Source organism: Cellulosimicrobium sp. RS (assembly GCF_046159675.1).
Lineage (GTDB): Bacteria > Actinomycetota > Actinomycetes > Actinomycetales > Cellulomonadaceae > Cellulosimicrobium > Cellulosimicrobium funkei.
The window spans coordinates 612,932-632,809 of sequence record NZ_JBJXVU010000001.1 but is presented as its reverse complement, the minus strand read 5'-3'; the positions used below and the strand labels follow the sequence as shown (position 1 = coordinate 632,809).

Sequence of the window (19,878 nt, the reverse complement as noted above, 5' to 3'; positions counted from 1 at the left end):
GCTGCCCGGCCTACCCGTGGTCGGGGCGCAGGGCGCGCGCCGCCTCGGCGAACGCGTCGCCGCGCGCGGCGTACGAGCGGAACTGGTCCATCGACGCGCCGGCGGGCGCGAGCAGCACCGTGTCGCCGGCCTGCGCGAGGCGGCGGGCGGAGTCGACGGCGCGGGGCATCACGGTCCCAGTGTCGCCAGGATCCACGCGCACGACGGGGATATCGGGCGCGTGTCGGGCGAGCGCACCGGCGAACGGCTCCGCGTCGACGCCGATCAGCACGACGGCACGCAGCCGGTCGGCGCGCGCCGCGACGAGCTCGTCGAACGACGCCCCCTTCGCGAGGCCGCCCGCGACCCACACGACGGTCCCGGGCGCGAACGCGGCGAGGGACGCGGACGCGGCGTGCGCGTTGGTCGCCTTGGAGTCGTCGACGTAGGCGACGCCGTCGACCGAGGCGACCTGCTCGATGCGGTGCGACCCCGTGCGGAACGCGCGCAGCCCGTCGCGGACCGCGACGGCCGGGACGCCGTGCGCCCGTGCCAGGGCGGCCGCCGCGAGCGCGTTCGCCACGACGTGGGCGGGCACGACGCCGTCGGCGCCCGCGAGGTGCGACAGGTCGCCGAGCGTCGCGAGCTCGGCGGCGTGCGTGTGCCGGTCCGGAGCGTCCGCGGGCGCGTGGAACGCGCGGTCGACGAGCACGTCCTCGATGACGCCGAGCTGCCCGCGCGCCGGGGCGCCGAGCGTGAAGCCGACGGCCCGGGCCCCCTCGACGACGTCCGCCTCGCGCACGAGCGCCTCGGTGCGAGGGTCCGCGACGTTGTAGACGCACGCGACCCGGGCGTCCTCGAAGACGCGGCCCTTGTCGGCCGCGTAGGCGTCGATCCCGCCGTGCCAGTCGAGGTGGTCGGGGGCGACGTTGAGGACGGCGCCCGCCTCGGGGGACGTGGTGTGCGTGAAGTGGAGCTGGAAGCTCGACAGCTCGACCGCGAGCACCTCGAGCGTCGGGTCGAGCGCGGCCTCGACGACGGGCGTCCCGACGTTGCCGACCGCCGCCGTCCGCAGGCCCGCGGTCCGCAGGATCGTCTCGAGCATCTCGACGGTCGTCGTCTTGCCGTTCGTCCCGGTGACGGCGAGCCAGGGCGCGGGCCGCCCCGACGGGCCGGCGACGCGCAGGCGCCACGCGAGCTCGACCTCGCTCCACACCGGCACGCCGCGCTCCGCGGCGGCCACGAGCAGCGGGTGGCTCGGGCGCCAGCCCGGCGAGACGACGACGAGGTCCGTCGCCGCGAGGTCCACGTCCGCCGCGTCGTGCAGGTCGGCGTCGGCGGCGCCGTCGTCGAGCGTGACGACCGACGCCGCGCGCGGGCGGAGCGCCGCCGCGGCGGCGCGCCCGGACACCCCGAGGCCGGCGACGACGACGCGCGCACGCTCGAGCGGGACGGCGAGGTCGTGGGGGTCGCGTGCCACTAGCCGACCACCCACTCGGCGTAGAAGATCCCGATGCCCAGCGCCGCGAACAGCCCGGCGATGAGCCAGAAGCGGATCACGATCGTGACCTCGCCCCACCCGGACAGCTCGAAGTGGTGGTGCAGCGGCGCCATCTTGAACACGCGCCGCCCGGTCATCTTGAAGAACCCGATCTGGATGACGTCGGAGAGCACGATGATGACGAAGAGGCCGCCGATGATGAGCGCGAGGAACTCGGTGCGCGTGAGGATCGACAGGCCGGCGAGCGCGCCGCCGAGCGCGAGCGAGCCCGTGTCGCCCATGAAGATCTTCGCGGGGCTCGCGTTCCACCACAGGAACCCGAAGCACGCGCCGACGATCGCGGCGGCCACGATCGCGAGGTCCTGCGGGTCGCGCGTCTCGTAGCAGCTCGGCCCGGCCGACGCGAGGCGCTGGCAGGTCTGGTTGAGCTGCCAGATGCCCACGAGCACGTACGAGCCGAACACGATGAGCGAGACGCCCGTCGCGAGCCCGTCGAGACCGTCGGTGAGGTTGACCGCGTTCGACCACGCGGTGATGAGGAAGTTGGCCCAGAGCACGAAGAGGATCAGCCCGACCGTGACGCCCGCGAACGCGAGGTCGAGGTTCGTGTCGCGCAGGAAGGAGATGCGCGTCGACGCCGGCGTGCGGCCGTGCTCGTTGGGGAACTGCAGCGCGAGCACCGCGAACGCGATGCCGACCGCGCCCTGGCCGATGATCTTCGCGCGGGCCGTGAGCCCGAGGCTGCGCTGCTTGCGGATCTTCGTGAAGTCGTCGAGGAAGCCGACGATCCCGAGCCCCGTCATGAGGAACAGGACGAGCAGGGCGGACACGCTCGGGAACCGGCCCGAGACGACGTACGACATCGCCCAGCCGAGCAGCGTCGCGCCGATGATGACGACCCCGCCCATCGTGGGCGTCCCGCGCTTGGTGAAGTGCGCCGTCGGGCCGTCCTGGCGGACGAACTGCCCGTAGTTGCGGTGCACGAGGAACCGGATGAACAGCGGCGTCCCGAAGAGCGCGACGAGCAGGGAGACGCCCGCCGCGACGATGATCGCGATCACGCGCGTTCACCTCCTGCCGCACCGGCGCCCGCGGCCGCCAGCTCGTCGCCGAGCCGCCACAGCCCGGACCCGTTCGAGGCCTTCACGAGCACGACGTCCCCCTCCTGCAGCTCGTCGCGCAGCAGCGCGGACGCCGCCTCGACGTCGGGGACGAAGCGCGTCTCGTCGCCCCACGACCCCTCCTGGGTCGCGCCGTCGTGGATCCCGCCGGCGCCCTCGCCGACCACGACGAGCAGCTTGACGTTCAATCGCACCACGAGCCGACCGATGTCGTCGTGCGCGACGCGCGAGTCCTCGCCGAGCTCCAGCATCTCGCCGAGCACGGCGACGGACCGCCGGTCGCGCCCCGCCATGACGGCGAGCGCCTTGAGCGCGGCGCGCATCGAGTCCGGGTTGGCGTTGTAGGAGTCGTCGATCACCGTGATGCCGTCGGGACGCTCGGTGACCTGCATCCGGTGCGGGCTCAGGGCACGCGCGTCGGACAGCCGGGCCACGACGTCGGGCAGCGTGACGCCGAGGCGCAGCGCGGCCGTCGCGGCCGCGAGCGCGTTCGTGACGTGGTGCTCGCCGACGAGGCCGAGGGTCACGCGCGCGCTCGTGCCCTCGCCGCGCGTCGCGTCGCCCGACGCGCCGGGGCGCACGCGCAGCGTGAAGGAGGCCCGGCCCGTGCGGTCGATGCCCAGGTCCTCCGCGCGCACGTCCGCCGCGGGGATCGTCCCGAAGGTGACGACCTCCCCCGGCGCGACGTCGGCCATCGCCGCGACCCGCAAGTCGTCGGCGTTGAGCACGGCGACGCCGCCGGGCGCGAGGCCCGTGACGATCTCGGACTTGGCGCGCGCCACGGCCTCGATCCCGCCGAACTCGCCCAGGTGGGCGCTGCCCACGACGAGCACGACCGAGACGTCCGGGGGCGCGATGCGCGTGAGGTAGGTGAGGTGCCCCACGCCGCTCGCGCCCATCTCGAGCACGAGGAAGCGCGTGGACTCGTCGGCCTCCAGCACCGTGAGCGGCAGGCCGATCTCGTTGTTGAACGACCCGCGCGGGACCACGGTGGGGCCCTCGGGGCGCAGGAGCTGGCCGAGCAGGTCCTTCGTCGTGGTCTTGCCCACGGAGCCCGTGACGCCGACCACGCGCAGGTCGCCGCGCTCGCGCAGCGTCGCGAGCACGTGGCGGGCCAGCTCGCCGAGCGCGGCCTGGACGTCGTCCACGACGACGCACGGCACGTCGAGCTCGCGCGCGGCGAGGACGAGCGTCGCGCCCGCCTCGACGGCACCCGCGGCGTAGTCGTGACCGTCGACGTGCTCGCCCGGCAGCGCCACGAAGAGCGACCCCGGCGCGACCCGGCGCGAGTCGACGACGACGGGCCCCCCGACCCGGACCTCCGGGTCGGCGGACAGGCGTCCGCCGGTCGCTGCGGCCACCTGCGCCGCAGTGAGCTCGATCATGCGTGGTGCTCCTTCAGGTCGAGGGTGTCGTGGGGCGGCGTCGTCGCGGGGCGCTCCTCGAGCGCGGCCCGCGCCTCGACGCGGTCGTCCAGGGGGTGGTCGACGCCGGCGATCTCCTGCCACACCTCGTGGCCGCGGCCCGCGACGAGCACCGTGTCGTCCGGGCCCGCGGCGAGGATCGCTTCGCGGATCGCCCGGGCGCGGGGCGCGACCTCGAGCACGACGACGTCGCGCGGCTCGGGTGCGGCGGCCGCGGCCTCGCGCGCCGCGTGGGCTCCGGGCAGCACCTCCGCGCGGATCGCGGCCGGGTCCTCGCCGTGCGGGTCGTCGTCGGTCACGACCACGACGTCGGCGCCCTCGACCGCGACGCCGCCCATCGTGGGCCGCTTGCCGCGGTCCCGGTCGCCGGTCGCGCCGAACACGACGACGAGCCGGCCCGGCGTGGTGGGCCGCAGCGCGTCGAGCGCGAGGGCGAGAGCGTCCGGGTTGTGGGCGAAGTCGACGACGACGCGCGGGCGGTGGGGCGGCTCCGAGACGACCTCCATGCGGCCCGGGACCGCCGGGTCGAGCCCACCGGCCGCCGCGAGCGCCGTCTCGAGGTCGCGCGCGTCCGTGCCCGCCTCGAGCACGAGGGCCAGGGCGAGGGCGGCGTTGGCGACGTTGAAGTGCCCGGGCAGCGACGTCGTCGTGCGCACGCTGCGGCCGTCGCGGTGCCGCAGCGTGAACGCCGAGCCGCCCGCCTCCGACGGCTCGACGTCGTGCACGGTCCAGTCCGCCGCGGGCTGCTCGTCGCCTGCCGTGGTCGGGCTCACGCGCAGCGTGGCGACCGGGACGCGCGCGGCCGAGACCATGCGCTCGCCCCACGCGTCGTCGACCACGACGACGCCGCGGCGCGCGTGCTCGGGCGTGAACAGCAGCGCCTTGGCCTCGAAGTACTCCTGGAGGTCGCCGTGGAAGTCGAGGTGGTCCTGGCTGAGGTTCGTGAAGCCCACGACGTCGTAGACGAGCCCGTCGACGCGGTGGAGCGCGAGCGCGTGCGACGAGACCTCCATCGCGAGCGTGCGTACGCCGTCCTCGCGCATCGCCGCGAGCAGGGCCTGGAGGTCGGCCGCCTCCGGGGTCGTGAGGCGGCTCGGCAGCACCCGGTCGCCGGAGCGCATCTCCACGGTGCCGATGAGGCCGCCCGTCCAGCCGAGCGCGCGCAGCGCGTGGTCGACGAGGTACGTCGTCGTGGTCTTGCCGTTCGTGCCCGTCACGCCGAACGTCGTGAGGTCCTGCGCGGGGGCGCCGTACACCCAGGCCGCGACGGGGCCGAGGAGCGCGCGGGGGTCGGGGGCGACGAGCACCGGCACGTCGAGGCCGGCGTCCGCGAGCAGGTCGGCGCCCTCGGCGTCCGTGAGGACGGCACGGGCGCCGCGGCCCACGGCGGCGGGCGCGAACCGCGCCCCGTGCGCCCGGGCGCCGGGCAGCGCCACGAAGAGGTCGCCCGCGTCGGCGGTGCGGTCGTCCGACGCCACCGACCACACCTCGGCGGAGCCCGGTGCGGCGTCCGCGCCACCCGCGCGGACGTCGAGCCCGAACCGTGCTGCCAGGTCCGCCACCGACCGACGGGTGGTCGTGGCAGGGCGAAGACGGTCGATCGGGGATGTCACGTGTAGAACCTACCGTGCCGGGACGGGCCGCCCCGCAAGCCCGCGGGCCGCTGCACCCGGGCCGGGGCGCGCTTCACGGGACCTTCACCGGCGACCGGGAGAGGGGCGGTGAGGTTCACCACGTCGTCGGGAGCGGCACGTAGGGCTCGGTGCTCGGCTGGACGCCCTCGTGCTCGAGGGTGAAGCCCATGATCTCGCTGAACACCGGCGCCGCGACGACGCCGCCGAAGATCGACGAGTGCGGGTTCTTGAGGAAGACCGACACGGTGTACCGGGGGTCGTCCGCGGGCGCGACGCCGATGAACGACGCCATGATCCCGGACAGCCGCCCGTCCTCGCCCGCCGCCTCCGCGGTGCCGGTCTTGCCCGCGACGCGGTAGCCGGGGACCGAGGCGCTCGATCCGGTGCCCTCCTCCACGACGGACTCCATCATGTGCAGCACCGTGTCCGCCGTCTCCTGCGACACGACGCGCTCCGGCGCCGGGCGCTCCGCGGGCACGAGCTCGCCGCGCTCGTCCGTCGTCCCGGCGACGATGCTGGGCGTCGTGCGGACCCCGCCGTTCGCGATCGTCGAGAAGACGCTCGTCGCCTGGATGGCGTTGACCGACACGCTCTGGCCGAAGAGCACGGCGTACTCCGTGCGGCCGTCCCACGAGTCCGCCGGGTGCAGGATGCCCGCCGACTCGCCGGGCAGCCCGAGGCCGGACTTCTGCCCGAAGCCGAACTTGCGCAGGTAGTCGTAGCGGACCTGCTTGGGGATCTTCTCGCCGACCTGGACCGTGCCCGTGTTCGACGACTCCGCGAGGATGCCCGCGAGCGTCAGGCGCTCGACGGGGTGGTCGTGCGAGTCCTTGAACGTCTGACCGTTCGGGGTCGTGTAGCGGTCGGGCACCTCGAACCGCGACCCGGCGTCCGCGTGGCCGCCCTCGATGGCCGCCGCCATCGTGATGACCTTGCCCGTCGACCCGGGGTCGAACACGTTCGCGACGGCACGGCTCGGGCGGGCGACGGCGTCCGTCGAGCGGTCGTTCGGGTTCACCGTGCCCGAGTCCGCGAGCGCGAGCACCTCGCCCGTGCGGACGTCCTGCACGACGGCGATCGCGTACTCCGCGCCGGTCTCGCTCACCGCCCGGTCGATCGCGTCCTGCGCCTTCCACTGCACGTCGCGCACGGTCGTGAGGCGCACGTTCAGGCCGGGCACCGCCTCGACGACGTCGCACCGTCCCGTCGGGATGAGCTGTCCGCCGAGCCCTGCCTCGCACCGGCGCGAGCCCGGCGTCCCGGCCAGGACGTCGTCGTACGACGCCTCGATGCCGCCCCCGCCCGTCTGCTCGTCGTTGACGAAGCCCACGAGGTTGCCGGCGACCGTGCCCGCCGGGTACGTGCGCTCGCTCGTCATCGTCGTGCTGACGAACGCGGACAGGCGCAGGACGGCGATCTGACGCTGCACCTCGGGCGTGACGTCCTTCTCCAGGACGAGGTACCGGGACGTGCCAACGAGGTCGGCCGCCAGCTCGACCGCGGACCGGTCGAGGATCGGGGCGAGCAGCTTCGCGACGCCGACCGCGCCGCCCTCCTCGAGCGGCTCGCCGTTGACGAGGTCCCCGGAACGGGGCTCGAAGCTCGCGATCGCCTGGAGGTCGGCCGCGACGGTGTACCGGTCCACCGAGGTCGCGAGCACCACGCCGTCGGCGTCCGTGATGTCGCCGCGGTGCGCGATCGTCGTCGAGCTGCGCGTGCGGTCGTTCTGGGCCTCGGCCGCGAGCGCGGGCCCGCGGAGCACCTGGACGTTGACGAGCTGCGCGATGAACACCGCGGTGATCACGCCCGCCACGACGATGAGCCAGCGCTGCCGACGCTCGGGCCGGCCCGGCTCGCGGGTCCCCCGGGCCGGACGGGACGGCGGGCGGCCGGCGCCGCGCGGCGCGCGCGACACCGGGGCGCGCCCCGACGTGCTGCGCGTGGTCGACGTGCGACCGGACGTGGTGCGCGCCGTCGAGGCACGACCGGACGTGGCGCGCGCCGAGGTGGTGCCCGTCGAGGCGGCGCGCGCGGGCGCGGGACCACCGGAGCGAGCACCCGCGGCCCGACCGGCGGACGCAGCACGGCCCCCCGAGGAGGCCCGGGAGGCCGCGGTGGCGGGACGGGGACGCGGGGTGCCCGCCGCCGGTCGTGACCGGCCGGTGCGCCCGGCGCCCGTGCCCTGCGTCACTCCCCCGCCCCCTCCTGCGCCACGCCGAGCACCGTGCCGTCGGACAGCCGGACCATCGCCGGGTCCTGCGCCTCGACCATGCCGAGCCCGCGTGCGGTCTCCGGCAGCGCCGTCTTCTGCTCGGCGACCTGCAGCTGCAGGCTCTGCGTGTCCTGGGCCACGCGGCTCACCTCCCGGCGCAGCTCCGACATCTCGTAGGAGTTGCGCGCCATCGTCGTGTTCACCAGGAGAGCACACAGGAGCGCGGCGCCGAGGATCGACATGCAGACGACGAGGAACGGGACCTTGGAGCGCGCCTGCAGCGGCGCCCGGACGAGCTCGAGACGCGAGCGCAGCGCCCGCTCGGACGCGCCGCCCGGCAGGGCGGTCAGCGACGGGCGCGGTGCGGGCGCCGGCCGGGCCGGGCGCGGGAGCGGGCGGGCGGCGGTCGACCTCTGTGCGCTCATCGTGTCGTCTCCCCCGGGTCGTGCGGTCGGTCGGTCGGTCGGTGGCCGGGCGCCGGCGAGCGGCGAGCGGCGGACGGGCGGCGGTGCGGCGGTGTCGGGCGGGTGCGCTCGGCGGCACGCAGGCGCACGGACGCGGACCGCGGGTTCGTCTCGCGCTCCCCGGCCGGCGCCTCCTCGGCCCCCCGGGTCAGCAGCCGCAGGTACGGCTCGTCCTGCTCGGGCACGACCGGCAGGCCGGCGGGCGCGCTGATCGTCGCGCCGGCGGCGAGCACGCGCTTGACGATGCGGTCCTCGAGCGAGTGGTACGACTCGACGACGATGCGCCCGCCCACGGCGAGCACGTCCACCGCGGCGGGGACCGCGCGCTCGAGGACCTCGAGCTCGCCGTTCACCTCGATGCGCAGCGCCTGGAACGTGCGCTTGGCGGGGTTGCCGCCCGTCGTGCGGGTGGCCGCCGGGATCGACGCGCGGACGAGGTCGACGAGGTCCGCGCTGCGCTCCCACGGCTGCTGCTCGCGCCGGCGCACCACGGCCCGCGCGATCCGCTGGGCGAACCGCTCCTCGCCGTAGTCGCGCAGGATCCGGGTGAGCGCGCGCTCGTCGTACGTGTTGAGCACGTCCGCGGCCGTGAGACCCACGGTCGGGTCCATGCGCATGTCGAGCGGGGCGTCCTGCGCGTAGGAGAACCCGCGCTCCGTCTCGTCGATCTGGAGCGAGGAGACGCCGAGGTCCATGAGCACGCCCTGGACCGGTGCGCCGACCACGTCCGCGACGACGTCCTCGATCTCGTCGTACACGGCGTGCACGGCGCGGAAGCGGTCGCCGAACCGGGCGAGCCGGCGCGACGCGCGGTCGATCGCCTCGGGGTCGCGGTCGATGCCGACCACGCGCGCCGTCGGCACCTGCTCCAGGACGGCCTCCGTGTGGCCGCCCATGCCGAGCGTGCAGTCGACGAGCACGGAGCCCGGCTCGCCGAGCGCGGGCGCGAGCAGGTCGACGCAGCGCTGGAGGAGGACCGGGACGTGCCGCTCGGCGGCGTCGTCGGGGGTGCTCGTCACGTCCTCCTCCTCTCCCTGCTGGTCGTCGTGCTCCGGTGCTGCTGCTGGTCGTGCTGTGCTGCGGGCCCCGTACGGTCAGGTCTCCCTCCGCGTCCTTTCTGGCGCCGGGGAAGTGCGCCAGACCGGGCGGGAGGAGGCCTCACCGTGCGGGGCCGGGGGTGCTCGGCCCTAGAAGCGCAGGTCCGGGAACACCTCCTCCGCGGTGTCGGAGTACGCCGACTCCTGCTCCGCGAGGTACGTCTCCCACGCCTGCGCGTCCCAGATCTCGACGCGCGTGCCGGCGCCGATCACGGCGACGTCGCGGTCGAGCCCCGCGTACGCCCGCAGGGGCGCGGGGATCGAGACACGTCCCTGCTTGTCCGGGATCTCGTCGCTCGCCCCCGAGAGGAAGACGCGCAGGTAGTCCCGGGCCTGCTTGCTCGTCACCGGCGCCTGCCGGATCTGGTCGTACATGCGCCGGAACTCGTCCATCGGCAGCAGGAACAGACAGCGCTCCTGCCCCCGCGTCATGACGAGACCCGGTGCGAGCCGCGACCGGAACTTCGCGGGGAGGATGAGCCTCCCCTTGTCGTCCAGACGCGGCGTGAAGGTGCCCAGGAGCAGGCCGGAGGAACCGCCGAGCACGTCGTCCACGAAGCCGGACATGCACCTGGCACCTCCCCTCTTGCTCCCTTCTGCTCCACGGTACTCCACTTCCCTCCACCGCTCTCGGCGAAACTCACGGGTTTCACCCGTCTTCGCAGGATCTCCGCAGGTCAGACGGGCTGGAGCGCGGTGGAGGGGAGGACTCCCCAGGGCGCGTCGTGGCCGCGTCCGGCGGGGCCGCCGTCGGGCGGCGACCGCTTCCGGGAGCCGTCCGGCGGGTCCTGGGCGGCGGCGCCCGGTGCCCGTGGAGGGAGAGGGAGGGGCACGGGCCGGTCGGGACGGCCCGCGCCACCGGGCCGGGGTCGGCGGACCTCCCACCGTCTACTAGGCTCTTCCCACCCGCGGTCTCGCCGGTCCGCGGCCCTGCGCCACCGACGACGGAGGTCCCCGTGCTCCCCGACATCGCCCCTGTCGCGCCCTCCGACGAGCCCGGGTCAGGTCGCCTCGCCGGTCTCGACGAGCTGGTCGAGACCACCGGACGGATCCGCTCCGGCATCGAGTCCGTGGTCACCGGGCGGCCGGACCTCGTGACCGTCACCGTCGCCGTCCTCCTGGCGCAGGGTCACCTCCTCGTCGAGGACGTCCCCGGCGTCGGCAAGACGACGCTCGCCAAGGCGCTGGCCCGCACGATCGACTGCAAGGTCGGCCGCATCCAGTTCACGCCCGACCTCCTGCCGAGCGACCTCACCGGCGTCAACATCTACCGCGCCGCGAACCACGAGTTCGAGTTCCGGCCCGGCCCCGTCTTCTCCAACATCGTCATCGGCGACGAGATCAACCGCGCCTCCCCCAAGACGCAGTCGGCGCTCCTGGAGTGCATGGAGGAGGGCCAGACGACGGTCGACGGCACGACCCACATGCTCCCGAGCCCGTTCCTCGTCGTCGCGACCCAGAACCCGGTCGAGATGGAGGGCACCTACCCGCTCCCCGAGGCCCAGCGCGACCGCTTCATGGCACGGCTCACCGTGGGGTACCCCGACGTCGACGCCGAGCTGCGGATGCTCGACCGCCAGGAGACGGACAACCCGCTCGCGCACCTGCGGCCGGTGACCACCGGGGCGGACGTGCTGCGGTTCGCCGAGGTCGCGCGCTCGGTCCACGCGTCCACGGCCGTCAAGCGCTACGTGCTGGCGCTCGTCACCGGGACGCGCGAGCACCCGGGCCTGCGCCTCGGAGCCTCCCCCCGCACGACGCTCCAGCTCCTGCGCGCGGCGAAGGCCCTGGCCGCGATGGCGGGGCGCGACCACGTCCTCCCCGACGACGTGCAGTACCTCGCGGTGCCCGTGCTCGCGCACCGGCTCGTCGTCACCACCGAGGCACGGCTCTCGGGCCAGGACGCCGAGGCCGTCGTCGCGTCCCTCGTGGCGCAGACGCCGATCCCCGCGCTGGACGCGACCGAGCGACGCTGACGTGCGCGGCCCGTCGTTCCTCGCGCGGCTCCGACGCAGGACCAGGAGCCTCGCCAGCGCGCGCCCGACCCGCCGCGGCACCGTGGTCCTCGGTGCGGGCGCCGCGCTCGTGGTACTCGGCGTCACGCTCGGCCTGCCGGACCTCGTCGGGCTCGGCGCGGCGGGGCTCCTCGCCGTGGGGGCCGCGTGGTGCTGGATGGCGGCCCGGCGCATCGACCGGGGGCGCGGCGCGCTGCACGTGACGCGCCGGGTGCAGCCCAACCCCGCCGTGCGCGGCCAGCTCACGACCGCGCGCCTGACCGTCGCGGCGGCGCGCACGACGTCGTCGACGGCCTCCACGCTCGCGCGCCTGCGCATCAGCGAGCAGGCCGCGCACGAGCTGTCCGACCAGGGCTCGTTGCGCGCGCAGGTCGCGACGGTCGGCAACCACATCGCCGTGCGGTACCGCCTGCGGCCGCTGCGCCGCGGCCGGTGGCCGCTCGGCCCGCTCCTCACGACGCGGACCGACCTGTTCGGCCTCGTCAGCGCGACGCAGGAGCTCGGCGACTCGACGGCCGTGGCCGTCTGGCCGCGCACCGTCGAGCTGCCCGTGCGCGGGAGCCGCGCGTTCGGCGAGCACGAGCGCTCGGCCTCCGGCGCCCGGCTCGCGTCGAGCGACGACTCGGTCCTGCGCGACTACGTCGCCGGTGACGACCCCCGCCGCGTGCACTGGGTCAGCGCCGCGCGCCGCGGCCAGCTCATGGTGCGCTCCGACGAGAGCGCGGGCCTGCCGCCCGTGACGGTGCTCCTCGACCGCGGCCTCCTGCCCCACCCGGAGCTCGCCGCGTCGAGCCCGCGGGCGCTGGCCGACGGCGAGTGGGCCGTCGAGTGCGCGGCGTCGATCGTGGTGTCGCTGCTCCAGGCGGGGCACCCCGTCCGCCTCGTCCCCACGTCGCTCGCCGCGGTGGTCCCCGGCACCGGCTTCCGCGTCAACCGGTCCGGCGAGGGCCCGGCCGACCTGCTCGACGCCACGGTCGACCTGCACGGGCACCAGGTCGTGGCGGACGCCGACCGCTCCGTCGTCACGACCTCCGAGGCGCTGCGCCGCGACCGCCGCCCGGGCGAGATCACCGTCGCCGTGCTCGGCCCGCTCGGCTCCGTGGCCCGGCACACCGTCGCCGCGATGGCCGGGGACGGCGTCCACCGCGCGCTCGTGGTGAGCACCCGGCCCTGGGCGCCCGAGCACGCCGACGCCGTCGAGACCGTCGCCGCGCTCCGCTCGACGGGGTGGCACGCCGCGCTCGTCGACCCGTCCGCGTCGCTCGAGCACGCCTGGACCCTGCTCGCGGAAGGCTCACGATGACCGCACCCCGACCGGAAACCTCGGGCTCCGCGGGCCTGCGCGTGCTCGCGACGAGCGCGCTCGTCGCCACCGCGGTCGTCGCGTCGGCGTACGCGCTGGGGAGCGTCGTCGGGCCGGGCGGCTGGACGGGCACGGTCGTGCGCGTCGTCGTCGTCCTCGCGCTCGTCACCGGCCTCAGCCGCTGGGCGCTCGAGCGGAGCCACGCGGCGCGCGGCGAGGTGCTCGCCCCGCCGGCGGCGCTCCTGCCGTCGCTCGCCGGGCTCGTCGTCGGGCTGTGGGCCCTGCTCGGGCTGTACGGCGGGCCGACGGACCGGTTCTCGCTCCTCATCGGCCTGTCCAACGTCGACCGCGTCCTGTCCCGCCTGGGCACCGCGCGCGACCTCACGCTCGCGGAGGTCGCCCCGATCGACCCCAGCCTGCCCATCGCGCTCCTGGCGGTCGGCGGCGCGGTCGTGGTGTTCGTCGTCGCCGACCTCATGGCCGGCGGGCTGCGGCTCGGCGCGGGGGTCGCGCTGCCGCTCCTCGCCCTGTGGGTGCCCGGGCTCGTCATCGTCGGCGAGGTCCCGCCGCTCGCGTTCGTCGTGACCGTCACCGCGCTCGTGCTGCTCCTCGCCGTGGACAACCCGCACCGCGCCGTCCGCCGCGGGGCGTCCGCGCGACGCCCGGAGGACCGCGCCGCCGGAGGCCTGCGTGCCGCGGGCGCGCTCGTCGTGGCCGTCGCCGTCGCGGTCACCGCCCTCGGGCTCGGGTCGGCGAGCGCCTCGCTCCCCGAGGTGGCGTCGGCGTCGTGGTCGCGCCTGTTCTCCTCGACCGGCCAGACGGTCCGGCTCTCCGACGACCTGGACATGCGGCGCGACCTCGCCGAGCGGTCCGCCGAGGTCGTCCTGCGCTACCGGACCGACGGCGAGGGCGTCGGCCCCCTGCGGGTCTTCACGCTCACCGGCTTCGACGGCACCAACTGGCGCCGCGGCGCCGACCGCGACGGCACGCCCATCGACGGCGGCGAGCAGCTCCTGTGGCCCGACGACCCGGGCGCCACCGGGGACCCCACGTCGCTGCGCGTCACGCTCGAGTCGCTGCGCGACACCAAGCTGCCGCTCCCGACCGAGCCGCGCGCCGTCGGCATCGACGGCGACTGGGCGTACGACGACGTGCGCGACGAGGTGCTCGGCGAGCAGCCGACGGGCGCGGGCACGTCCTACGAGGTCACGGTCTTCCCGCGGCCGCTCGACGCCGACGCGTTGCGCGGCGCCAGCGGCGCGGACCCGGACGACCCCAACTACCTCGACGTGCCCGCGACGGAGCACGAGCAGGACATCCGCGACCTCGCGACGTCCGTCGTCGACGGCGCGACGACGCGCTACGACCAGGCGCTCGCGCTGCAGACCTACTTCCGCGACATCTCGCAGTTCACGTACTCCACCGAGGTGCCGCCGGGCGCCTCGGGCGACGCCGTCTGGGACTTCCTCCAGGACCGGACGGGCTACTGCGTCCAGTTCGCGACGTCGATGACGATGATGGCCCGCACGCTCGGCATCCCCGCACGGCTGGGCGTCGGGTTCCTCCCGGGCGAGCGCGTCGACGACTCCAGCTACAAGGTCACGGGCCGCGACTCCCACGCGTGGCCCGAGCTGTACTTCCCGGGGCAGGGCTGGGTCCGGTTCGAGCCGACGCCCGCGCAGCAGACCGGCCCGACGCCGCGGTGGGCGACCCCGGTCGCCGTCACGCCCGGCGGCCCGGCGGACCCGGGGAACGTCCCGACGCCGGACGCCACCACGGCCGCGCCGTCGGCGCCGGTGACGCCGGCACCCACCGCCCCGGGGGCCGGCGGCACGACGGGCGGCACGCAGGAGGACTCCACCTCGTGGCCGCTCGTCGTGGGCGTGGCGCTGCTCGTCGCGGCGGCGCTCGCCGCAGGGCTGTGGTTCGTGCTGCGCCGACGCACCGAGGCGGAGAGCCTGCGGGACGCCGAGGACGCGTGGGCCGAGCTCGTGGCACGGCTCGGTGCGCTGGAGGTGCGGTGGCCGTCGTCCACGACGCCGCGCCGCGTGCCCGCCGTCGTCGTCGCGACCCTGCAGGCGCGACGCGGGGCGGATGCCGGGGACGAGGACCTGGCCGAGACGCTCACGGCCCTCGCGTCGGCGCTCGAGGCGGAGCGCTACGCCCCGCGTCCGCGCGAGACGGTCAGCCCGGAGCGCCTCCAGGCGCTCGTCGACGCTGCCGTCGAGGGGATCGAGAGGTCGCTCAGCGACCGTCCTGCTCGCGCCGACGGTCCCAGCGCTCTTCGAGCCGGCTGAGGAACGGCTTCCGCGACGTCCTGCTCGCTGCGGCCGGCCGGACGGTGCCGTCGGCCTCGACGGTGCCGACCGGTCCCTTGCGGGAGGCGCGCGGTGCCTGGAAGACCAGCACGACGCCGGCGAACATGAGGACGAAGCCGATGACGCCGAGCCAGGTCTGCGAGAGCGCGGCGCCCAGCACCAGCAGGAGCAGCCCTCCCACGACGCCGACACCGGCCAGGACGTAGCGCAGCGCAGAGCGACGTCGAGGGGCCTGGAGCGTGTTCGCCAACCGCGGATCGTCCGAGGTGAGCGCGCGCTCCATCTGCTCCAAGACCCGCTGCTCGTACTCAGACAGAGGCATGAGCACCCCGATTCTCCACGGTGGTCGTGTGACACCCTCAGGATAGATCGACATCCGCGGGGGTGGTAGTCGAGCGGGCCCGGGCAGGCCCCATCGCGATGGATCTCACCCCGAAACGGCCGCGGACGGCGTCGACGGCCTCCTCCGCGCGCCGTCGGACGGCGTTCGTCTCCACCACGGCCTCCTCGAGCGTGGGCTGGACGACGGCCTCCGCGCGCGGCTCGAGACCTTCCGCACGCACCCCCACGAGCCGGACCGCGAGCCCTCGCAGGTCCACCCCCGCGACGAGCTCACGTGCGACGAGGTAGATCTCGCGCGCGACGTCCGTCGGGGCGCCGAGCGTGCGGGCGCGCGTGACGGTCCGGAAGTCGCTCGTGCGGACCTTCACGCTCACCGTGCGGGCGACGAGGCCCTGGTGCCGGAGCCGCCCGGCGCACCGGTCGGCGAGCTCGAGCACGCGCGCCTGCACTGCGGCGAGGTCGCGCAGGTCGTGCTCGAACGTCGTCTCCGCGCCGATGCTCCGCTCCGAGCGCTCCGGCTGGACGGGGCGTGGGTCACGACCCCACGCGAGGTCGTGCAGGTGCGCCCCGGACACCTTGCCGACCGCCGTCTGCAGGGACGCCACGTCGGTGTCGGCGAGCTCGGCGACCGTCCGGATGCCCCACTGCGCGAGGACGGCCTCCGTGCGCTCGCCCACGCCCCACAGCGCCCCCACCGGCAGGGTGCGCAGGAACGGCACCGTCGCCGCGGCGGGCACGAGCAGCATGCCGTCGGGCTTGGCGTGCGTGGACGCGAGCTTCGCGACGAACTTCGTGGTCGCGATCCCGACCGAGCACGTGATCCCGTGGTCCGCCTGGACCCGACGCCGCAGCGCGGCCGCGATCCGTGTGGGCGGCCCGAGACGGCGCCGCGCGCCGCTCACGTCGAGGAACGCCTCGTCGACGCTCACCTGCTCCACGAGCGCGGTGATCTCCCCGAGCGCGGCCATGACCGAGCGCGAGACCTCGTGGTACCGCGCGTGGTCCGGCGGCACGACGACCGCCTGCGGGCACAGCCGGCGCGCGGTCGTCATGGGCATCGCCGAGTGGACGCCGAACGCGCGGGCCTCGTACGTGGCCGCCAGGACGACGCCCCGCTCGGCACCGCCGACGATGACCGGTCGCCCGACGAGCTGGGGACGCCGCGCGAGCTCGACCGAGGCGAAGAACGCGTCCATGTCGACGTGCAGGATCGAGCAGCCGCTCTCGTCGTCCCCCCAGTCCCGGCGGACGACGGCACGAGGACCCCGGCTCATCGGGTGCTCACCGTGCCCGCGGGCCGACCGGCCGGGTCGTCACGACGCCACCGTCCGCAGCCCGGGCAGCCGGACGAAGCCGGCGTCCGGGTCGACGAGCATCGCGACCTCGTCGCGGAAGTCCTCGGCGCACGCGACGAGCTCGTCGGCGCGACGCGGGTCGACCTCGTCGAACCGCCCGGCGTCCACGGCGGCACGGACGCGCGCGCCGCTCGCGAAGTACACCGACCACGCGGCGAGCGCGGGCTCGGCGTCCGCGAGCTGCTCCCACACCGAGCGGGCGCGCCCGCGCCGCACGGGGCGCGCACGGAGCGCGACGACCGCGGCGGCTGCCCGCAGCGCGCCGAGGTGGGCGTGGACGAACCGCTCCCCCGCGTCCTGCGCGAGCGCCGCAGCGACGAGCTCCGCGTCCGCGCGGGCGAGCAGCCGCCGGACCTCGGCGGGAACCACGACCTGCGCCCTCGCGCCTGCTTCGTTCGACATCGCGCACCTCCTGCTCCACTATCGAACACCTGTTCGATCCTGTCAACGTGCCGGACGCCGACAGCCCGTACCGTGGGGCACATGGCTCGCCGCACCTCCCGACGCCCTCCAGGGTCCCCCGCACCACCCACACCGCCCCGGCGTCGGGGCCCCGCGCGCGGCGGGCCCGCGGCGTCCGACCTCCCGGACGAGCCCGTCGCGACCACGACGGGCACGGCCCGCGTCGAGCGCGACCCCGACCGCCCGTCCGCGGTCACCCTCTACGTCAACGGGGTGCCGAGCTCGTACCTCGACCTGGACGACCCCGGGATGCTCGCGTTCGAGTACATGCAGCAGATGGCCGCGGTGGTCGACGAGCTGCACCCCGGGCCCGTGCGTGCGCTGCACCTCGGGGCCGCCGGGTGCAGCCTGCCGCGCTGGGTGGAGGACACCCGCCCCGGCTCGACGCAGCTCGGGGTCGACCTCGACGCGCGCCTCCTGGAGCTCGTCCGCACCTGGTTCGACCTGCCGCGCTCCCCGCGCCTGCGGCTGCGGCCCGACGACGCCCGGCACGCGGTGGAAGGGCTCGCCGACGCGTCGTTCGACGTCGTGGTCCGGGACGTCTTCCACGGCGACCGCACGCCCGACCACCTCGTGACCCTCGGCATGGCCGAGGAGGTGCGGCGCGTCCTGCGACCGGGGGGCGTCTACCTGGTCAACTGCGCGGACCGGCCGCCGCTCGCGTCGGTGCGGCGCGAGCTCGCGACGCTCGCCGCCGCGTTCGGGGGCGGCACGGGCGACGGCGCCGTGGAGGAGGGGCGTGTCGCAGCGATCGCCGAGCCGGCACAGCTCAAGGGCCGCCGGTACGGGAACGTGGTGCTCGCCGCGGTCGCGCCGGGCGGTGCCGAGCCTGCCCTGACCGGCCCGGGCCTCGCGCGCACCGTGCGCTCGCTTGCCGTGCCGGCGCGCGTCCTCGTGGGGAGCGAGCTGCGGACCTTCGTCGGCCCGGCGGCGCCCCTCCCGGACCCCACGCCCGCGGACCCCGGGTCCGCCGACCCCACGTTCGAGGGGCCCGCTCCCGGGGACGCCACGACCGCGCGTCCGGCGCCCGACGAGCACGCTCGGGCGACGCGCGAGGGCTGACACGCCAGGAGCCGCGCCCCCGGGAGGGGACGCGGCTCCTGCGCTGCTGCTACGACCGGGCGACCCGACCGCAGGACGTCGTGGACGTCAGAGCGGGCGGACCTTCTCCGCCTGCGGGCCCTTCGGCCCCTGGGTGATCTCGAACTCGACCCGCTGCGCCTCGTCGAGCGTGCGGTACCCGTTCGACTCGATCGCCGAGTAGTGCACGAAGACGTCGGCACCGCCGCCGTCCTGCGCGATGAAGCCGTAGCCCTTCTCGGCGTTGAACCACTTCACAGAACCCTGCGCCATGCTGTTCCTCTGACCTTCTGTCCATCCGGGGACATCAGCAGGCGGACCCTTCGTCCACCCCCGTGCGCCGCAATGCCATGTCCCACGTCCTTCGCCGGCGTCCCGGCCGTGTGCGGCCGGCAGGCCCGACGCAGGACCGCCCCGCCGGGCGGACCCACGTACCGGCCCTGCACCGGGTCGTGCGCAAGTACGTCACTGCAACGGGTCACAGTGTGGCATGGACCACGTCAGGTCCGCCATGGAGAACGAGCCCTCTCGTGCTGATTTTTCGGCACATACTCCCCGGCGGGGCCGAGCGCGCCGTCACTCCCCCGACTGCTGCGCGAGGAAGCGCTCGAACTCCGCGCCGAGCTCGTCGGCCGTGGGGATCGGGGCCGACTCGGCGAGCAGGCTCGTGCGCCCGACCGAGCGGGCGAAGGCGTCGTACTGCTCCTCGAGCGCCCGGACCACCGCCGCGACCTCCTCGGAGTCGCGCACCTGGCGCTCGACCTCGGTCTTCGCGTCCTGGACCGCCTCCGCGAGGCCGCCCGTGGCGAGGTCGAGACCCGTCACGCGCTGGACGTGCTCGAGCGCGACGACCGCCGCGGGCGGGTACGACGACTGGGCGAGGTAGTGCGGCACGTGCACGGTGTAGCCGACGGCGTCGTGGCCGGCGCGCCCGAGCCGCAGCTCGAGCAGCGCGGCGAGGCTGGCCGGGACCTTGACCGTCCCGAACCACGACGTGTGCTCGCCGAGCAGCTCGGGGCGCGTGGCGTGCGCCGTCACCGAGAGCGGCCGCGTGTGCGGGATGCCCATCGGGATGCCGTGGAAGCCCACGACGAGCGAGACGCCCAGACGCTCGACGACGTCGCGCACCGCGGCGACCACGCGCTCCCACTGGACGTCCGGCTCGGCGCCGTGCAGCAGCAGGAAGCCGGTGCCCTCGGCGTCGCGCACGTGGTCGACGACGAGGTACGGCTCGTCGTAGTCGGACCAGCGGTCCGTGCTGAAGGTCATCGTGGCCCGCTTCGAGCGGTAGTCGATGAGCTGGTCGGCGTCGAACGTCACCAGGCGGGTGACCTCGCCGATCTCCAGCAGGTGGTCGACGGCCACCTCTCCCGCGCTGCCCGCGTCGACGAACCCCGCGACCGCGTGCAGCAGCACCGGCCCGGAGCCCGCCTCGGGCGGCGTGGGCCACAGGCGCGCCACGGCCTGCTCGTCGAGCTCGTAGATCCCGCGAGGGTCCAGCATGCATCCTCCTCGTCACGTCCTTCGCCCGTGCGCCGCCGGTGGCGCGCTGCGGGCCTGACGAGGTAACG

Annotated in this window: 17 protein-coding genes; 4 read left to right on the top strand and 13 right to left on the bottom strand. The window is 75.4% G+C overall.

Going from position 1 to position 19,878, the window contains the following annotated elements:
- Positions 1-10 precede the first annotated feature (10 nt).
- From murD to mraZ, 8 genes are all read right to left on the bottom strand, one after another.
- The gene (gene murD, locus ACI769_RS02845; protein ID WP_396051293.1) at positions 11-1,459 is read right to left on the bottom strand and encodes a UDP-N-acetylmuramoyl-L-alanine--D-glutamate ligase; all 1,449 of its coding nucleotides are present in this window, start codon (positions 1,457-1,459) and stop codon (positions 11-13) included.
- A complete protein-coding gene (gene mraY / locus ACI769_RS02840; RefSeq protein ID WP_021483305.1) occupies positions 1,459-2,541 on the bottom strand; it encodes a phospho-N-acetylmuramoyl-pentapeptide-transferase in 1,083 nt (360 codons plus the stop codon). Before mraY ends, murD begins: the two co-directional genes overlap by 1 nt.
- Positions 2,538-3,986: a UDP-N-acetylmuramoyl-tripeptide--D-alanyl-D-alanine ligase gene (murF, locus tag ACI769_RS02835; RefSeq protein WP_043657980.1), complete on the bottom strand. Its 1,449-nt coding sequence runs from the start codon at positions 3,984-3,986 to the stop codon at positions 2,538-2,540. Before murF ends, mraY begins: the two co-directional genes overlap by 4 nt.
- Positions 3,983-5,638 carry a UDP-N-acetylmuramoyl-L-alanyl-D-glutamate--2,6-diaminopimelate ligase gene (locus ACI769_RS02830; RefSeq protein ID WP_409141114.1) on the bottom strand — a complete coding sequence of 552 codons (1,656 nt, stop codon included), beginning with the start codon at positions 5,636-5,638 and terminating at the stop codon, positions 3,983-3,985. The genes murF and ACI769_RS02830 overlap by 4 nt, the downstream gene beginning before the upstream one ends.
- 115 nt (positions 5,639-5,753) lie before the next feature.
- A complete protein-coding gene (locus ACI769_RS02825; protein WP_409141113.1) occupies positions 5,754-7,463 on the bottom strand; it encodes a peptidoglycan D,D-transpeptidase FtsI family protein in 1,710 nt (569 codons plus the stop codon).
- 383 nt (positions 7,464-7,846) lie between these two features.
- Positions 7,847-8,296: a hypothetical protein gene (locus ACI769_RS02820; RefSeq protein ID WP_074810049.1), complete on the bottom strand. Its 450-nt coding sequence runs from the start codon at positions 8,294-8,296 to the stop codon at positions 7,847-7,849.
- Positions 8,293-9,354, bottom strand: coding sequence for a 16S rRNA (cytosine(1402)-N(4))-methyltransferase RsmH (rsmH, locus tag ACI769_RS02815; RefSeq protein WP_051028216.1), 1,062 nt, complete (start codon positions 9,352-9,354; stop codon positions 8,293-8,295). The genes ACI769_RS02820 and rsmH overlap by 4 nt, the downstream gene beginning before the upstream one ends.
- Before the next feature lie 168 nt (positions 9,355-9,522).
- A complete protein-coding gene (gene mraZ, locus ACI769_RS02810) occupies positions 9,523-9,957 on the bottom strand; it encodes a division/cell wall cluster transcriptional repressor MraZ (protein ID WP_031316739.1) in 435 nt (144 codons plus the stop codon).
- A 443-nt stretch (positions 9,958-10,400) separates the two neighbouring features.
- On the opposite strand from mraZ, the gene ACI769_RS02805 reads away from it, so the two are divergent.
- The 3 genes from ACI769_RS02805 to ACI769_RS02795 are packed head-to-tail and all read left to right on the top strand — an operon-like array spanning position 10,401 to position 15,047.
- Positions 10,401-11,408, top strand: coding sequence for a MoxR family ATPase (locus ACI769_RS02805; protein ID WP_198947338.1), 1,008 nt, complete (start codon positions 10,401-10,403; stop codon positions 11,406-11,408).
- A 1-nt stretch (position 11,409) separates the two neighbouring features.
- Positions 11,410-12,750 carry a DUF58 domain-containing protein gene (locus tag ACI769_RS02800; RefSeq protein ID WP_409141112.1) on the top strand — a complete coding sequence of 447 codons (1,341 nt, stop codon included), beginning with the start codon at positions 11,410-11,412 and terminating at the stop codon, positions 12,748-12,750.
- The gene (locus ACI769_RS02795; RefSeq protein ID WP_409141111.1) at positions 12,747-15,047 is read left to right on the top strand and encodes a transglutaminaseTgpA domain-containing protein; all 2,301 of its coding nucleotides are present in this window, start codon (positions 12,747-12,749) and stop codon (positions 15,045-15,047) included. The genes ACI769_RS02800 and ACI769_RS02795 overlap by 4 nt, the downstream gene beginning before the upstream one ends.
- On the opposite strand, the gene ACI769_RS02790 is transcribed toward ACI769_RS02795, so the two are convergent.
- Genes ACI769_RS02790 through ACI769_RS02780 form a run of 3 tightly spaced genes read right to left on the bottom strand, consistent with a single transcriptional unit; the run spans position 14,995 to position 17,167 of the window.
- The gene (locus ACI769_RS02790) at positions 14,995-15,390 is read right to left on the bottom strand and encodes a DUF3040 domain-containing protein (protein WP_031316425.1); all 396 of its coding nucleotides are present in this window, start codon (positions 15,388-15,390) and stop codon (positions 14,995-14,997) included. The two genes, ACI769_RS02795 and ACI769_RS02790, sit on opposite strands and share 53 nt — an antisense overlap.
- A gap of 37 nt (positions 15,391-15,427) precedes the next feature.
- Entirely contained in the window at positions 15,428-16,684 is a 1,257-nt protein-coding gene (locus tag ACI769_RS02785) for a DNA polymerase IV (protein ID WP_021482845.1), read from the bottom strand.
- Between the two features lie 39 nt (positions 16,685-16,723).
- On the bottom strand, positions 16,724-17,167 hold the full coding sequence (locus tag ACI769_RS02780; RefSeq protein ID WP_034655077.1) for an SAV_6107 family HEPN domain-containing protein: 444 nt from the start codon (positions 17,165-17,167) through the stop codon (positions 16,724-16,726).
- Between the two features lie 81 nt (positions 17,168-17,248).
- Here ACI769_RS02780 and ACI769_RS02775 point away from each other — a divergent pair, with 81 nt between their 5' ends.
- On the top strand, positions 17,249-18,289 hold the full coding sequence (locus tag ACI769_RS02775; protein ID WP_157446643.1) for a spermidine synthase: 1,041 nt from the start codon (positions 17,249-17,251) through the stop codon (positions 18,287-18,289).
- Between the two features lie 87 nt (positions 18,290-18,376).
- On the opposite strand, the gene ACI769_RS02770 is transcribed toward ACI769_RS02775, so the two are convergent.
- Positions 18,377-18,580 (bottom strand): cold-shock protein, encoded by a 204-nt coding sequence (locus ACI769_RS02770; protein ID WP_034655075.1) that lies wholly within the window; start codon positions 18,578-18,580, stop codon positions 18,377-18,379.
- A 303-nt stretch (positions 18,581-18,883) separates the two neighbouring features.
- Positions 18,884-19,810, bottom strand: coding sequence for a proteasome assembly chaperone family protein (locus tag ACI769_RS02765; RefSeq protein WP_034655073.1), 927 nt, complete (start codon positions 19,808-19,810; stop codon positions 18,884-18,886).
- Positions 19,811-19,878: the final 68 nt, after the last annotated feature.

What these genes read in the sequence shown, in the direction of transcription:
- ACI769_RS02820 (WP_074810049.1), bottom strand. Translation starts at nt 8,296, where the DNA reads ATGAGCGCACAGAGGTCGACCGCCGCCCGCCCGCTCCCGCGCCCGGCC.
- ACI769_RS02785 (WP_021482845.1), bottom strand. Translation starts at nt 16,684, where the DNA reads ATGAGCCGGGGTCCTCGTGCCGTCGTCCGCCGGGACTGGGGGGACGAC.
- ACI769_RS02780 (WP_034655077.1), bottom strand. Translation starts at nt 17,167, where the DNA reads ATGTCGAACGAAGCAGGCGCGAGGGCGCAGGTCGTGGTTCCCGCCGAG.
- ACI769_RS02795 (WP_409141111.1), top strand. Translation starts at nt 12,747, where the DNA reads ATGACCGCACCCCGACCGGAAACCTCGGGCTCCGCGGGCCTGCGCGTG.
- murF (WP_043657980.1), bottom strand. Translation starts at nt 3,986, where the DNA reads ATGATCGAGCTCACTGCGGCGCAGGTGGCCGCAGCGACCGGCGGACGC.
- ACI769_RS02765 (WP_034655073.1), bottom strand. Translation starts at nt 19,810, where the DNA reads ATGCTGGACCCTCGCGGGATCTACGAGCTCGACGAGCAGGCCGTGGCG.
- ACI769_RS02775 (WP_157446643.1), top strand. Translation starts at nt 17,249, where the DNA reads ATGGCTCGCCGCACCTCCCGACGCCCTCCAGGGTCCCCCGCACCACCC.
- ACI769_RS02790 (WP_031316425.1), bottom strand. Translation starts at nt 15,390, where the DNA reads ATGCCTCTGTCTGAGTACGAGCAGCGGGTCTTGGAGCAGATGGAGCGC.
- ACI769_RS02770 (WP_034655075.1), bottom strand. Translation starts at nt 18,580, where the DNA reads ATGGCGCAGGGTTCTGTGAAGTGGTTCAACGCCGAGAAGGGCTACGGC.